Genomic DNA, 13,946 nt, shown 5'->3' with positions numbered 1-13,946 from the left:
CTGGACCGAGCTGACGCCGGGCCGGGCCGTGACCATCGGCAAGCCGCTGCCGACCTACTCGGTGGTGCTCCTCGACGAGGAGCGGCGGCCCGTGCCGGACGGGGCGGTCGGGGAGATCTGCGTCGGCGGCCCCGGCGTCGCCCGGGGCTATGTGGGACGGCCCGAGCTGACCGCCGAGCGGTTCATCGGCCATCCGCTGGCGCCCGCGGGCGGCCGGCTCTACCGCACCGGGGACCTCGGCAGGACGACGGCGGACGGGGAGATCGAATTCCTGGGCCGGGCCGACGCCGAGGTGAAGATCCGGGGCTACCGGGTCGATCTCGGCGAGGTCGACAGCGTGCTGCTGGAGGATCCCGGGGTGTCCGAGGCGGTCACCGTCCTGGCCGCCGCGCCGGACGGCACGGGCGGGGGCGGCGAGCCGGCCGCCTACGTGGTCCGCGCGTCCGGCGCTCCGGAGGCGGACGCGGGCGCGGACGGTACGCAGGCCCTCGTCGCCCGGCTGCACGAGCGGCTGCGGCGCAGGCTGCCCGCGTACATGGTGCCGTCCTCGCTCGACGTCCTGCCCGGCCTCCCCGCCCTGCCGAACGGCAAGGTGGACCGCAAGCGGCTGCCCGCGCCCAGCGGTCGCCGGCTCGTGGGCGGCGGCCGCGTGGTCCCCGTCGGCGGTGAGCTGGAGGCCCGGGTGCGGGACGCCTGGGCCGAGGTGCTCGGGATCGGGCCCGAGGCGCTGTCGGCCGAGGCGGATTTCTTCACCGACCTGGGCGGACACTCGCTGCTGGCCGCCCGGGTGGTCTCGCTGCTGCGCGACCGGGGCGTCGGCGCGAGCCCCGCGCTGCGCGATCTCTACGCGCACCCGACCGTGCGCGGCCTGGCGGCGCGGCTGGACGCCTCGGCGCGCGACGGGCGGCGCACCGTGCCGCCCCGGCCACGACCGGTGCGCCACGGCACGGGCCGGATCGCGGCGGCGGGGGCCGCGCAGGCGGGCGCCCTCTATCTGCTGCTGCTCCTGAACGCGGCGCGTGCCCGCCGGGACCAGGACCGGGCCCGGCTCGCTGGTCGGCGTGGGCACGGTCCCGCCGCGCGAGGGCGTGCCCGAGGACACCTTCTGGCTGGGCTCGCCCGCGATCCGGCTGCCGGTGCGCCAGAGCAGTGGCTCGTTCCCCGAGGAGCTGACGTTCCGGCCGACCCGTACGGCGGTGCTGCGACGCCTGGCCGTCGAGTACTTCCGCGTCACGGTGCCGGCGTCGCTGCTGGCGGGCGGTGCGGGCCTGTATCTGCTGTGCCTCTCGGCCGTGAGCGGCTCCGCGGGGGCGGCGGCGGTGGTGCTGGTCTCCCCGGTGCTCGCCGCGGGCGCGGGGCTGGTGGTGATCGCGCTCTGTGTCGGCGCGAAGTGGCTGGTCGTGGGGGCCTACCGGCCCCGGGTGGAGCCGCTGTGGAGCCTGTTCGTACGGCGTACCGAGCTGGTCACCGGGCTCTACGAGGCGGCGGCGGTGCCGGCCGGGGCCGGGATGCTGGTCGGGACGCCGTTCCTGGCGCCGGTGCTGCGCGCGTTCGGCGCGCGGATCGGCCGGGGCGCCTGGATCGCCACCACGTTTCTCACCGAGTTCGATCTGGTCGATCTTCGGGGACGACGTCGCGATCGGCCCGCGCGTATCGCTGCAGACACACCTGTTCGAAGACCGTGTCATGAAGATGTCGGTGGTCACGGTCCGCGGCGGGGCGAGCGTCGGAACCCGGGCCGTCGTGCTGTACGACGCGGTGGTCGGCGAGGGCGTGGAGCTGGGGGCCCTGTCCCTGCTGATGAAGGGCGAGCGGCTGATGCCAGGCACCCGGTGGCAGGGGATCCCCGCCGAGGCCGTGGCCGAGCGGCACGCCGCCGTCGCCGCTCCCGGCGCTCCGGCGAGGAGACCCTGATGGCGCCCGCCGCAGTCCTCGGCTCCGTCCGGCGGGCGCTCGGTGGCCGCACCGTCCTCGCGGCGCCGGTCGGAGAGCGGCCGCCCGCCCCGGTCCACCGGGGTCCTGCCGCGCTGCCGGGCCGCCCGGAGGCGGTGGCCGGGCCGCCGCGCGCGAGCGGACGGCACCTCGGCGTCCGCTACCCGGGCCCGCGCGCGGAGCTGCCCGCGTCCGGAGGCCACCGACCACGGGTGCGCCGACGCGGGCCCGCCCGGCCGGCACTCCCGTGATCCGGGCCCGGACCTGGTCGACGCGGTGCCGGGCAGCGGGCCGGGCAGGGGGCCGGGCCCCTGCTGAGCGTCCCGCTGCCCGGCCGCGCGTCAGGGGGTGGTGCCGGGCAGCGGGACCAGCTCGCCCACCTCGCCGAGTACGGCCTCCGGCTCGGCCACCCGGGCGAGGGCCCAGAAGAGGAGCGCCACCCCGGTGGCGCCCGGGTCCGGAGTGCCGAGGACGCGGTCCCCGATGTAGGAGGCCCGGCCGCGCCTGGCCCGGATGTGCGCCGTCGCGGCGGCCCCGGCCAGCGCGGCGCGCGCGGCGTCCGCGAACTTCTCGCCACCGACGAGCGCGTCGCGGGCCGGTACGAGGGCGTCGACCATCGTGCGGTCGCCCGGCTCTGCCTCCCCCACCCGCTGGATCGCCGCGAGCCCCTCCCGTACCCCGTTCGCCCAGCCGTCCCGCTCGTCGGGCTCCTCGGCGAGGGAGCGGCTGATCGCGCTCAGGAGCAGCCCGATCAGCGGTCCGCTGGTGCCGCCGACCTGGTCGAGGAAGACCGATCCCGCGACGGCCACGGCCGGTTCGTACGGGCTCGCGTCCAGCGCGGCGACGGTCAGGTCGAGTCCTTCGCGCAGGTTGTCGCCGAAGTCCCCGTCACCGGAGATCTGGTCGAGGGCCGTCAGCGCCTCGTGAGCGGTGTGCGCGGCTTCGGCGTAGAGGCGCAGCACGCGTGCCTGGTCGATGGTCATCGGTTCAGCTCCTGTGACTCCTGGGAGGGAAAGGCCGGCGTACGCGATGGTGCCTGCCACCACCCGAGCCAGCCGGGGCGCATCGCCGTCATGGTGACGGAGAATCCGCTCATGTCGAGCGCGGGCACGTGGGTGCCGACCAGCTGCCCCACCACGGGGACGCCGCGCTTGTCCAGGACGTACCGGATCCGTTCGTGGACGGCGTACAGCTCCAGTTGGGTGGTGGCGCCGAGACCGTTGACGAGGAGGACGACTCCGTCGCGGGTGTCGGGCAGGGCGTCGAGCACCTGAGCGGTCATGCGTTCGGTCAGTTCTTCGAAGGGCGGCCTGGTGATGGTCCGCGCCGCGCGCTCGCCGTGGATGCCCACGCCGTACTCGACCTCCTCCTCCCGGAGGGCGAACGCCTCGCCTCCTCTGGAGGGCGAGGTCTGGGCGCGGCCCGCGACGGCGACGCTGCGCGAGGCGGCGCAGAAGGCGGTCCCGAGCGCGGCGAGTTCGTCGAGGGCCAGTCCGCTGTCGGCGGCGCCGCCGAGGAGCTTCTCGACGATCACGGTGGCTCCCGTGCCCCGGCGTCCGGTGGCCGTCAGGTCGCTCTCGGTCGCCAGGTCGTCGTCGACCAGCACCCGGCGCACGGCGATGCCGTCGGCGCGCAGCCGTTCGGCCGCGATGCCGAAGTTGATCCGGTCGCCGGTGTAGTTCTTGACGATGTGCAGGACGCCCTCGTCCCTGGCGACCGCGCGGCTGGCCTCGTACACCTGCCGGTTGTGCGGTGAGGCGAAGATCCGCCCGGGGACGGCGGCGTCGAGCATGCCGCGGCCCACGTATCCGGCGTGCAGCGGCTCGTGGCCCGAGCCGCCGCCGGAGACGATCCCGGCCCGCCGCGCGGGGTCGGTGTCGAGGGCGGTGACGAAGAGCGGGTCCTCGTGCAGGGCGACCAGGCCGGGATGGGCGCGGGCGAATCCGCGCACGGACACGTCGACCGGTTCGGCTTCGGGGAGGAACAGATGGTTCACGGCGCGTGGGTCCTTTCGGCGGGCCGGGAGCAGAGGCCGGCGGACGGCGCGCCGGGATACGGCGGCGGGCGGCAACCGACGGCGCGTGCGATGCGTACGGCAAGCAGTACTGGCCCCTTGTCCAAGGTCCAACTCGGTAGTCACATAAGTGATCGCCTGGACATAGTAAATGTTGAAGAGTCCGCTTTCGGCTAACTTCGTGAGGTCCGGCACCCCGGCGGGGCGCGGACGCCCCGTGGTCGGTGCCCGGCCTGGTCAGTTCGCCGTCGCCCAGGCGTAGCGGTGTTCGGGGCGGCCCGTGTCGCCGTACTTCAGGGTGAGGCTGATGCGTCCGGTGCGCTCCAGGTACTTGAGATAGCGCTGCGCCGTGGAGCGGCTGACGCCGGTGCGCTCGGCGACCTCGTGGGCGGAGAGCGGCTGCTCGGCCTTGGTCAGGACGCGCCGCATCAGGTCGACGGTGGCGGCGGAGTGGCCCTTGGGCAGTTCGGAGCGGGGCGCGTCGGCGGTCCTGAAGGCGCTGAAGATGCGGTCCACCTGGTCCTGGCCCGCCTCGCCCCGGCCACCGACGCCGTCGAGGGTACGGCGCAGCGCCGCGTAGCCGTCGAGCTTCGCGCAGAGCCCGGCGAAGCTGAAGGGCTTGACGAGGTACTGCAACGCGCCGTAGCGCATGGCGGCCTGAACGGTCGTCACATCGCGCGCCGCCGTCACCATGATGACGTCGGCGTGGTGGCCGAGCTGGCGCATGCGGCGGATCAGGGTGAGGCCCGTCTCGTCCGGCAGGTAGTGGTCGAGCAGGACGAGGTCGACATGGCCGCGCTCCAGGGTGGCCAGCGCCTGGGCCGCCGTGTGGGCTCGTGCCGCCACCCGGAAGCCGGGCACCTGGGCCACGTACGCGGCGTTGATCTCGGCGACCCGGAAGTCGTCGTCGACGACGAGGACATCGATCATTGTGGCTCCCCTGCGGCCATGAGACGCCTGGGGAGGCCGTCCCCGGCGGTGGCGTCCGAGGCGAGCGCCTCGGGCAGAACGACGGTGAAGACCGCTCCCCCGCCGGCCCGCGCGGTGACCCGGGCCATGCCGCCGTACCGCTCGGCGAGCCGGCGCACCAGCGCGAGGCCCAGGCCACGGCCGCGCTGGAAGGGGACGGGTCCCGGCAGGGGCGGTGCGGGCCGTTTGGTGGACCAGCCCTCCACGAAGATCCGCTCACGGGCCTCCGGCGGCACGCCGGGGCCGGTGTCGGAGACCCGCAGCACGGCGGTGGCGCGCTCGGCCCGCACCTCGACCTCGACCCGGGGCCCGCCGGCCGCCGGATCGGTGCGGCGGCGTTCGGCGACGGCGTCCAGCGCGTTGTCGATGAGATTGCCGAGGACGGTCACGAGGTCACGCGCGTCGACGACCCGGTGGTCCAGCCGGGTCGCGTCGGACAGGGCCAGCGTCACGCCGCGCTCGGCGGCGATGGCCGCCTTGCCGACCAGCAGCGCGGAGAGCAGCGGGTCGCGCACCCGCTCCGCGATCTCCTCGGCAAAGGAGCGCCGGGAGCTGGCGATCTCGGCGACGAACTCGGCGGCTTTGTCGTGCCGGCCGAGTTCGAGCAGCCCGAGGACGGTGTGCAGCCGGTTGGCGTGTTCGTGGTCCTGGGCCCGCAGGGCGTCCAGCAGGCCCTGGGTGCTGTCGAGTTCACGGCCGAGCCGCTCCAGTTCGGTACGGTCGCGCAGGGTCGCCACGGCGCCGCCGTCCCTGGTCGGCATCCGGTTGGCGACGAGCACCCGGCCGCCGCTGACGGTGAGCAGGTCGGTGCCGTCCACCCGGCCGGCGAGCACCTCCGTGGTACGGCCGGGCGCCAGCACCTCGTCCAGGGCGCGGCCGGTGGCGGTCGCGTCCAGCCCGAGCAGCCGCAGCGCCTCGTCGTTGGCCAGCCGGATCCGGCCCTGCCGGTCGAAGGCGACGACGCCCTCCCGTACGCCGTGCAGCATCGCCTCCCGCTCGTCGAGCAGCGCGGAGATGTCGGCGAAGCCCAGGCCGTGGGTGCGGCGGCGCAGCCTGCGGGAGACCGCCACGGCGGCCAGGGCGCCCGCGGCGAGGGCCACGCCCGCGCACAGCAGCAGCGCGGGCACGGCGTCGAGGAGCCGCTCGCGCACGCTGTCGTAGGCGATGCCGACGGAGACCGCGCCGACGAGCCTGCCGTCGTCGTCGTAGAGCGGCACCTTGGCGCGGGCCGAGCGGCCCAGGGTGCCGTCGTCGATCTGCCGGATCTCGCGGCCGGAGAGCGCGGCGCTCGGGTCGGTGGAGACATGGCGGCCGATCTCGGCGGCGGTGGTGTGCGACCAGCGCACGCCCCGGGCGTCCATCACCACCACGTACAGCGCGTCGGTGGCCCGCCGGATCCGCTCCGCCTCGCTCTGCACCGGCCCGCTCGGGCTCGGCCGGGTGGTCAGCACGCCGCGGGCGATGTCGGGGTCGGCGGCGGTGGTCTGGGCGATGGACAGGGCGCGGTGCATGGCCGCGTCGTCCAGCTCGGAGCCGAGCGGGGCGAGGAACAGGGCGGTGGCGAGGACCATCACGCCGGTGGTGATGGCCAGCTGCGCCGCCAGGACCTGCGCGGAGACGCGTCGGGGCCGGCGCATCCGCATCTCGTCCTCCGTCTCCCGCTCGCCGGCCGGCCGGGCCGGCCCTTACGCCCTGGTGGAACACACATTTCCGTTTAACGTCGTGGTGAACGCAACGTAAGCCGCCGCGGGTCCGCAGGACAGTCCTGTGCAGCGCATTTGTCATTCCGGCGTGAGCAGAACGAGCACAACGGGGTTTGCGCGCAGAAAGACGGGTTGCGCCCACAAGGCTGCCGCTGTGGTGCGGGTCACTCCTAGCCTCCCGGTCCATGAGCAGCCACACGAGCCCCGCCATCGAGCTGCGGGGCACGAGCAAGTCATTCCGGACCCCGTCGGGACATCTCCATACCGCTGTCAGGGATCTCGACCTGACGGTGGAGCGCGGCGAGTTCGTCGCGGTGGTGGGCCCGACCGGGTGCGGCAAGTCCACCACTCTCACCCTGGTCAGCGGCCTGGAGGAGCCGACCGAGGGCGAGGTGCTGGTGGCCGGTGAGCCGGTCAGCGGCATCGGCGACAAGATCGGCTTCGTCTTCCAGCAGGACGCGGTCTTCCCCTGGCGCACCGTGCTGTCGAACGTGATGGCGGGCCCGCGTTTCCGCGGGGTGGAGAAGGCCGAGGCGAGGGAGCGGGCCCGGGAGTGGCTCGCCCGGGTCGGTCTCTCGTCCTTCGAGGACCGCTATCCGCACCAGCTGTCGGGCGGTCAGCGCAAGCGCGTGGCCCTGGCGGCGACCTTCGTCAACGATCCCGAGCTGCTGCTGATGGACGAGCCGTTCTCGGCGCTCGACGTCCAGACCCGGGCGCTGATGTCGGACGAACTCCTCGACCTGTGGGCGGGCACGGGTGCCTCGGTCGTCTTCGTCACCCACGACCTGGAGGAGTCGATCGCGCTCGCCGACAAGGTGGTGGTGATGACGGCCGGTCCCGCGACGGTCAAGGAGGTCTTCAAGATCGACCTGCCGCGTCCCCGCAAGGTCGAGTCCGTACGGCTCGAACCGCGGTTCCTGGAGATCTACCGGGAGATCTGGTCCTCGCTCGGCGAAGAGGTCCGCATCACACGCGAGAGGGGTGCGACCCATGCCGCCTGAGACGGTCACCACGTCGGCGTCCGCCGCGAAGAGGGCTTCCGGCGCCGCCGCGGACACGGCGCCAGGACCGGACGAGGGCGGCGGACGCACCCGGGCCAGGGCGCGGGCGGCCCGCAACCGCCGGTTCGTGGTCTACGGCGCCCGGGTGCTGCTGCTCGTCGCGATCATCGGGATCTGGGAGTGGCTGGCCAGGGCCGCCGTGATCGACCCCTTCAACTTCTCGATGCCCTCGAAGATCTGGGACCAGATCGTCCAGTGGGCGGTGCACGGCACTCCGCAGGGATCCCTGTGGGAGCAGATCTGGTACACGCTGTACGAAGCGCTGCTGGGCTGGGTCATCGGTGTGGTCGGCGGTGTGGTGCTGGGGATCGCCCTCGGCCGGGTCCGCTTCCTGGCCGATGTGCTGGGGCCGTACATCAAGGTCCTCAACGCGCTGCCGCGGATCGTGCTGGCGCCGATCTTCCTGATCTGGTTCGGTCTCGGCCCGGCCTCGAAGGTCGCCTCCGCGGTCGTGCTGGTCTTCTTCCCCGTCTTCTTCAACGCCTTCCAGGGGGCCAGGGAGGTCGACCGCAATCTGGTCGCCAACGCCCGGATCCTCGGCGCGACCAACCGGCAGGTCACCCTTCAGGTGGTAATCCCGTCCGCCACCTCGTGGATCTTCACCAGCCTCCATGTCAGCTTCGGCTTCGCGCTCATCGGCGCGATCGTCGGTGAGTACATCGGCGCGACGAAGGGCATCGGGCTGCTGGTCTCGGCCTCACAGGGCACGTTCAACGCGGCCGGGGTGTACGCGGCCATGGTGATCCTCGCGGTCGTCGCCCTGCTCGCCGAGGCCGTGCTGACCTTCCTGGAGAAACGCCTCTTCCGCTGGAAGCCCGCCGAGGCCGGCTCCGAGCGCTGACCAGCGCCTCTCCCCTCTCCCCCCGGCCTTCGCGAAACCCGCCCGGCCCTGCTCACAAGGACGTGACATGCGCAGTTCTCTCAGAATCCCGGCCGCCGCCGTCTCCGCGGTCCTCGCCTTCTCCACCCTGACCGCCTGTGGCGGCGACTCCTCGTCCGCGGCCTCCGGCGGCAAGGTCAAGATCATGGTCGGTGGCCTGGACAAGGTCATCTATCTGCCGGCGATGCTCACGCAGAAGCTCGGCTACTTCGAGGACGAGGGGCTCGACGTCCAGCTGCTGACGGAGCCGGCCGGGGTGCAGGCGACGACCTCGCTGGTCTCCGGGGACGTCCAGGGCGTCGTCGGCTTCTACGACCACACGCTCGACCTCCAGGTGAAGGGCAAGCAGGTCGAGTCGGTGGTGCAGTTCTCGCACGCCTCCGGCGAGGTGGAGGTCGTCTCCAACAAGGCGGCGGCCGAGATCACCTCGGCCAAGGACTTCAAGGGCAAGAAGCTCGGGGTGACCGGGCTCGGCTCGTCCACCGACTTCCTCACCAAGTACCTGGCCGTCAAGAACGGTGTGAAGACACAGGAGTTCAGCACGGTGGCGGTCGGCGCGGGCCAGACCTTCATCTCCGCGCTCCAGCAGAACTCGATCCAGGGCGGTATGACGACCGATCCGACGGTCGCGCAGATCATCGACAAGAAGCTCGGCAAGGTCCTCATCGACATGCGGACGCCCGAGGGCTCGAAGGAGGCGCTCGGCGGTCCGTACCCGTCCTCCAGCCTCTACATGAACACCGACTGGGTGAACAACAACAAGGAGACGGTGCAGAAGCTGGCCAACGCCTTCGTGAAGACACTCAAGTGGATGTCCACGCACTCCCCCGAGGAGATCGCGGCCAAGATGCCCACGGACTACGCGCAGGGCGGTACCGGGCTGTACGCCAAGGCGATCGAGAGCACACTGCCGATGTTCACGACGGACGGTGTGATGCCGGCCGACGGTCCCGAGACCGTCGAGCGCGTGCTGAAGGCGTTCAACCCGAACCTGCAGAACGCCACGGTGGACCTGGAGAAGACCTACACCACGGAGTTCGTCGACAAGGTCAAGTGACGCAGGACCACACGACCGGCTGACCGGGCCCCCCGACACACGTCGGGGGGCCGGCTGCCGTTCCGGGCGGGGGAAGGGGTCAGCCGCGGGCCAGCGAGGCCAGCACCGTCGCGGTGAGCGCCGCGCGCTCCACCAGGCCGCCGACCGTGGTGTGTTCGGAGCGCGCGTGCGCGCCGGAGCCGACGGCTCCGATGCCGTCCAGCACGGGGACCCCGGCGGCGACCACGAAGTTGCCGTCGCTGGCGCCGCCCACCGAGGTCTCCCGCAGCTCGAACCCGAGCAGGGCCGCGCAGTCGCGGGCCAGCTCGGCCAACTCGGCCACCCCCGCGGTCCGTTCGAAGACGGGCCGGTTCCAGTCGCCGGTCACCTCGATGGAGGTACGGGGGTCGACCGGGCGCAGCGCGGCCAGCGCCGCGCCGATCCGGCGCCGTTCGGCATCGGTGGCGACGCGGATGTCGAGCCGGGCGAGGGCGCGTCCCGCGGTCACGTTGCTGCGGGTGCCGCCCTCGATCACACCGACGTTGAGGGAGGTGCCCGCCCCGGGGTCGCGCAGGGCGCCGAGGCGCAGGATCTGGTGGGCGAGTTCCTCGACCGCGCTGGCGCCGGCCGTCGGGTCGAGGCCCGCGTGCGCCTCGGTCCCGGTGACGGTGACGGTGAACAGTCCGACGCCCTTGCGCGCCGTCTTGACCGCGCCGTCGGCGGCGGCCTCGAAGACGAGCGCGGCGCGGCTGTCGAGCGCCTCGGCGACGATGGCGTCGCGGGAGGTGAGGCTGCCGGTCTCCTCGTCCCCGTTGAGCATGAGGGTGCAGGCGGGCCGGGGCAGCCCGAGGGCGTCCAGGGCGCGCAGTGCCCAGACGGCCTGCACGAGCCCGGCCTTCATGTCGAAGACGCCGGGGCCTGTGATCAGGTCGCCGTCGCGCCGGAAGGGCCAGTCGGCGAGCGTTCCGGTGGACCACACCGTGTCGTAGTGGCCCAGCAGCAGCACCGGCCGCTCGTCCGGTGAGGCGGCCCCGCCCGTGGCCGGGTAGCGGCGGATCAGGATGTCCCCGGTCTCCTCGCGCGGGAGCGTCTCCTCGGCGGCCGGGGCGCCGAGAGAGGCGTCGAGCCAGCCGCGCAGCCAGCCCAGGCAGGCTGCGAGGGCGGCCCGGTCGTCGCTGGCGCTCTCCTGGGAGGTGTAGGCGGCGAGGTCGGCGACCATGTCCTCCTGGTGCGCGGCGAGCCAGGACCGTACCGCCGGCGCGGCCGTGTCGTCGAGCCGGGGGGAGCCGTCGGTCCGCCGGTCGGCGGGGTGGGCGGCGAGCCGGTCGAGCGCGTCCAGCCGGTCCTCCGACATCAGCTCGGGTGCGCCCTCCAGCTCGCCCAGCCCGGCGAGGACGGCGCGCAGCACGGGTGTCGCCACGCCGTGGCGTGCCGCCTGGACGAGGACGTCCGCGTAGTGCGTGGTGACCTCGACGGGCCGGTGGCGTACCGCCAGATCGCGCCAGATGCCGCTGCGGTCCTTGGCCTGGGTGCGCAGCCAGGCGGTGAGCCGGGCGGTGGCCGCCCGGCGTGCGGCGGGGTCAGCGCCGCGCCGCAGCGCGGCCGGTTCGAAGGCGTCGAACGCCTCCAGGGTGATGCCGAGGGCGTCGGCGACGTCGAATATCTCGGCGGTGAGGGCGTCCATGGCCGGGGCGTGCCGGTCGATCAGGTCGGCCATCGACGCGTCGGCCAGGGCGGTGGCGGCGAGCATGGCGCCGAAGCCCGCCTTGGCCCACAGGTATCCCTCCACGTTGGCGCTGGCCTCGGCCGGGCCCCAGCTGCGCAGGTCGGCGACGAGGCTGCGTACCCGTTCCGAGACGGGTGCGCCGTCCGGCTCGCCGATCACCAGGGCTCCGGCGCCGCCGTCGAGGACCACGCCTGGCTCGATCACGTCGGCGAAGATGTTGACGAACGCGGCGACGGTGCGCCGCGCTCCGATCCGCTCGGCGATCAGCTCCTCGTTGAAGCCGTTCTGCACCGAGACGACATAGCCGTCCTCGGCGAGCCGGGGGGCGATCCAGCGCAGCGCGTCGCCGGTGGCCTGGGCCTTGACGGCGAGCAGGACCCGGTGGACGGGGCCGTCGAACTCGTCGGGGGTGGCGGCGTGGACCCGTACGCTCTGGCGGTGCCCGCCCCGGGCGAGGGTCAGTCCGCGGGCCCGGATCGCCTCGATGTGCGCGGGATCGGTGTCGATGACGCGGACCGGGTGGCCGGCCCCGGCGAGGGCGAAGGCGAGGGTGCCGCCGATGGCCCCGCCGCCGACGACGGTGTAGCCGCTGTCGGCGGAGAACCCCGCGGGGTCCGTCTCGTGCGGGGTGTCGCTCATGCGGGGTGTCCTTCCGGGGCGTGGGCGCTCGGGTGCGGGGGCTGCTGGGCGTCGGGGGGCGCGGGTTCCTCGCGCGGATCCGCCGTCTCCGGTGGCCAGATGCGGGGCAGGTGGAGCGCCCCGGTGCTGGATCCGCCGTCCACGCGCAGGATCTCGCCGGTGATCCAGGAGGCGTCGGCTCCGGCGATCCAGTGGACGGCGCGGGCGATGTCGCGCGGGGTGCCGGGGCGGCCGAGGGGGTTGGCGCCGATCGCCGCTGCGTACTGCGGGGCGACCGGGTTGCAGTCGCTGTCGACGGGGACGAAGCCGGGGCTGACGGCGTTGACGCGGATGCCGTGCGGGCCGAGTTCGAGGGCGGCGGCGCGGGTGGCCATCTCCAGTGCGGCCTTGGAGGCGGCGTACGGTCCGCCGCCGGGCCTGGCCCGCAGCGCGGAGCCGGAGGAGATGTGGACGACCGAGCCGGGCCTCGCGTGCTCGACGGCCAGCCGGGCGTAGGCGGCGGTGGCCAGTACGGGGGCGCGCAGGTTGACCGCGAAGAGCCGGTCCCACTCCTCGGCGCGTACCTCGGCCATGTCGAGGGAGGGGTAGACGCCCGCCGCGTTGACCAGGACGTCGACCGGGCCGTGGGCCGCCCAGGCCCATGCGACGAGTTCGGCGGGGGCCTCGGGGCCGGTCAGGTCGACGGTCCTGGCGGCGGCGCCGAGCCGGCCGGCGGTCTCCGCCAGGGCGGGGCCGTCGCGGTCGGCGAGGGTGAGGCGGGTGCCGTCGGCGTCGCGGGCCGCGAACTCCTCGGCGATGGCCCGGCCGATGCCGCCCGCGGCTCCGGTGACGAGGACGTGGGTCATCAGTGGAACTCCTTGTCCTTGGTCTCGGGCATCGTGACGTAGACGAGGAAGGAGATCAGCGAAGCGGCGGACACGTAGATCCACAGCAGGTCGCTGTGGCCGCTCTCGTGGAGCCAGGTGGTGAGGTAGGGGGCCGTGCCGCCGAAGACGGCGACCGCCAGCGCGTACGGCAGCGCGATGCCGGTGGCGCGCACCTCGGGCGGGAACTGCTCGGCCATGATGACGGCGCAGTTCGCGGAGTAGCCGAGGACCAGCAGCATGCCGGTCAGCTGCACCAGGAACAGGCTGAGGAAGCTGCCGTCGAGCAGGTGCAGCAGCGGCCAGGCGAGCACCACGAAGCCTCCGGCGAACGCGGCCATGGTGGGCTTGCGTCCGATGCGGTCGGAGAGCAGCCCCACGAAGGGCAGCGCGACGACGAACACCACCAGACAGAGCGTCTGGGACAGCAGCGCGGTCCTCAGCGGGATACCGGTGGTCAGATTGGCGTACGTGGGAAGGTAGTTGACCCAGATGTAGTAGGTCAGGGTGCCCGCGATGGTGATCCCCGCGACACGCAGCGCGGCGCCCGGGTGCTCGACGAACATCGTCTTGAGCGGGTTGGACCGGGTGCGGCCGGTGCCCTGGGCCTCGGTGAAGGACTCGGTGTCCTCGACCGAGACGCGCAGCCACAGACCGATCAGCCCGAGCAGGCCGCCGAGGACGAAGGCGACCCGCCAGCCCCAGGAGTGCAGCGCCTCCTCGCTGAGCGCCGAGGTTGCGATGGTGCCCAGCAGTGAGGCGATCAGCACCCCGCCGGCCACCGAGACCTGCTGCCACGACCCGGCGAAGGCCCGTCGGCCGCGCGCCGCCGACTCCACCAGGAAAGCCGAGGAGGAACCGAACTCGCCGCCCGCCGAGAACCCCTGGACCAGCCGGGCCAGCAGAAGGATCAGCGGGGAGATCACCCCGATGCTCGCGTAGCTGGGGGTGAGCGCGATGACGAAGGCGGCGCCCGCCATCAGTCCCACGGTCAGGGTCAGGCCCTTCTTGCGGCCGTGGCGGTCGGCGTACACGCCGAGCACCGCGGCGCCGACGGGCCGCATGACGAAGCCGACGGCGAAGACGGCCAGGGTCGAGAGCAGGGCGACGGCGCCGTCGCCCT

13 protein-coding genes are annotated in these 13,946 nt (G+C 73.5%); 6 read left to right on the top strand and 7 right to left on the bottom strand.

The window, feature by feature from the left end; genetic code table 11:
- The first annotated feature begins 28 nt into the window (after positions 1-28).
- The 3 genes from DVH02_RS32030 to DVH02_RS32025 are packed head-to-tail and all read left to right on the top strand — an operon-like array spanning position 29 to position 2,183.
- Complete coding sequence (locus DVH02_RS32030) at positions 29-1,690, top strand: phosphopantetheine-binding protein (RefSeq protein WP_233518586.1); 1,662 nt, start codon at positions 29-31, stop codon at positions 1,688-1,690.
- Complete coding sequence (locus tag DVH02_RS36580; RefSeq protein ID WP_233518585.1) at positions 1,687-1,914, top strand: hypothetical protein; 228 nt, start codon at positions 1,687-1,689, stop codon at positions 1,912-1,914. The genes DVH02_RS32030 and DVH02_RS36580 overlap by 4 nt, the downstream gene beginning before the upstream one ends.
- Positions 1,914-2,183 carry a hypothetical protein gene (locus DVH02_RS32025; RefSeq protein WP_114627360.1) on the top strand — a complete coding sequence of 90 codons (270 nt, stop codon included), beginning with the start codon at positions 1,914-1,916 and terminating at the stop codon, positions 2,181-2,183. Before DVH02_RS36580 ends, DVH02_RS32025 begins: the two co-directional genes overlap by 1 nt.
- A 90-nt stretch (positions 2,184-2,273) precedes the next feature.
- Here DVH02_RS32025 and DVH02_RS32020 read toward each other — a convergent pair whose 3' ends face one another.
- From DVH02_RS32020 to DVH02_RS32005, 4 genes are all read right to left on the bottom strand, one after another.
- On the bottom strand, positions 2,274-2,915 hold the full coding sequence (locus tag DVH02_RS32020; RefSeq protein ID WP_114627359.1) for a DAK2 domain-containing protein: 642 nt from the start codon (positions 2,913-2,915) through the stop codon (positions 2,274-2,276).
- Positions 2,912-3,928, bottom strand: a complete 1,017-nt coding sequence (locus DVH02_RS32015; protein ID WP_114627358.1) for a dihydroxyacetone kinase subunit DhaK — start codon at positions 3,926-3,928, stop codon at positions 2,912-2,914. Before DVH02_RS32015 ends, DVH02_RS32020 begins: the two co-directional genes overlap by 4 nt.
- A gap of 255 nt (positions 3,929-4,183) precedes the next feature.
- Complete coding sequence (locus DVH02_RS32010; RefSeq protein ID WP_114627357.1) at positions 4,184-4,876, bottom strand: response regulator; 693 nt, start codon at positions 4,874-4,876, stop codon at positions 4,184-4,186.
- The gene (locus tag DVH02_RS32005) at positions 4,873-6,558 is read right to left on the bottom strand and encodes an ATP-binding protein (RefSeq protein WP_114627356.1); all 1,686 of its coding nucleotides are present in this window, start codon (positions 6,556-6,558) and stop codon (positions 4,873-4,875) included. Before DVH02_RS32005 ends, DVH02_RS32010 begins: the two co-directional genes overlap by 4 nt.
- Positions 6,559-6,803: 245 nt before the next feature.
- On the opposite strand from DVH02_RS32005, the gene DVH02_RS32000 reads away from it, so the two are divergent.
- The 3 genes from DVH02_RS32000 (at position 6,804) to DVH02_RS31990 (ending at position 9,616) form a co-directional block, all read left to right on the top strand.
- The gene (locus DVH02_RS32000) at positions 6,804-7,619 is read left to right on the top strand and encodes an ABC transporter ATP-binding protein (protein WP_114627355.1); all 816 of its coding nucleotides are present in this window, start codon (positions 6,804-6,806) and stop codon (positions 7,617-7,619) included.
- The gene (locus DVH02_RS31995) at positions 7,609-8,520 is read left to right on the top strand and encodes an ABC transporter permease (RefSeq protein WP_114627354.1); all 912 of its coding nucleotides are present in this window, start codon (positions 7,609-7,611) and stop codon (positions 8,518-8,520) included. The genes DVH02_RS32000 and DVH02_RS31995 overlap by 11 nt, the downstream gene beginning before the upstream one ends.
- A gap of 67 nt (positions 8,521-8,587) precedes the next feature.
- Entirely contained in the window at positions 8,588-9,616 is a 1,029-nt protein-coding gene (locus tag DVH02_RS31990) for an ABC transporter substrate-binding protein (protein ID WP_114627353.1), read from the top strand.
- A gap of 79 nt (positions 9,617-9,695) precedes the next feature.
- On the opposite strand, the gene DVH02_RS31985 is transcribed toward DVH02_RS31990, so the two are convergent.
- The 3 genes from DVH02_RS31985 to DVH02_RS31975 form a co-directional block, all read right to left on the bottom strand.
- Positions 9,696-11,960, bottom strand: coding sequence for a 2-dehydropantoate 2-reductase (locus DVH02_RS31985; protein ID WP_114627352.1), 2,265 nt, complete (start codon positions 11,958-11,960; stop codon positions 9,696-9,698).
- Entirely contained in the window at positions 11,957-12,805 is an 849-nt protein-coding gene (locus DVH02_RS31980; protein ID WP_114627351.1) for an SDR family NAD(P)-dependent oxidoreductase, read from the bottom strand. The genes DVH02_RS31985 and DVH02_RS31980 overlap by 4 nt, the downstream gene beginning before the upstream one ends.
- On the bottom strand, positions 12,805-13,946 hold a 1,142-nt coding region (locus DVH02_RS31975), incomplete at its 5' end, for an MFS transporter (protein WP_114627350.1). The genes DVH02_RS31975 and DVH02_RS31980, both read right to left, overlap by 1 nt.

Origin of the sequence: Streptomyces corynorhini (assembly GCF_003346515.1) — a bacterium.
GTDB classification, from domain to species: domain Bacteria; phylum Actinomycetota; class Actinomycetes; order Streptomycetales; family Streptomycetaceae; genus Streptomyces; species Streptomyces corynorhini.
Note: the sequence above shows the minus strand (reverse complement) of the source record. Positions and strands in the feature narration are given on the sequence as shown.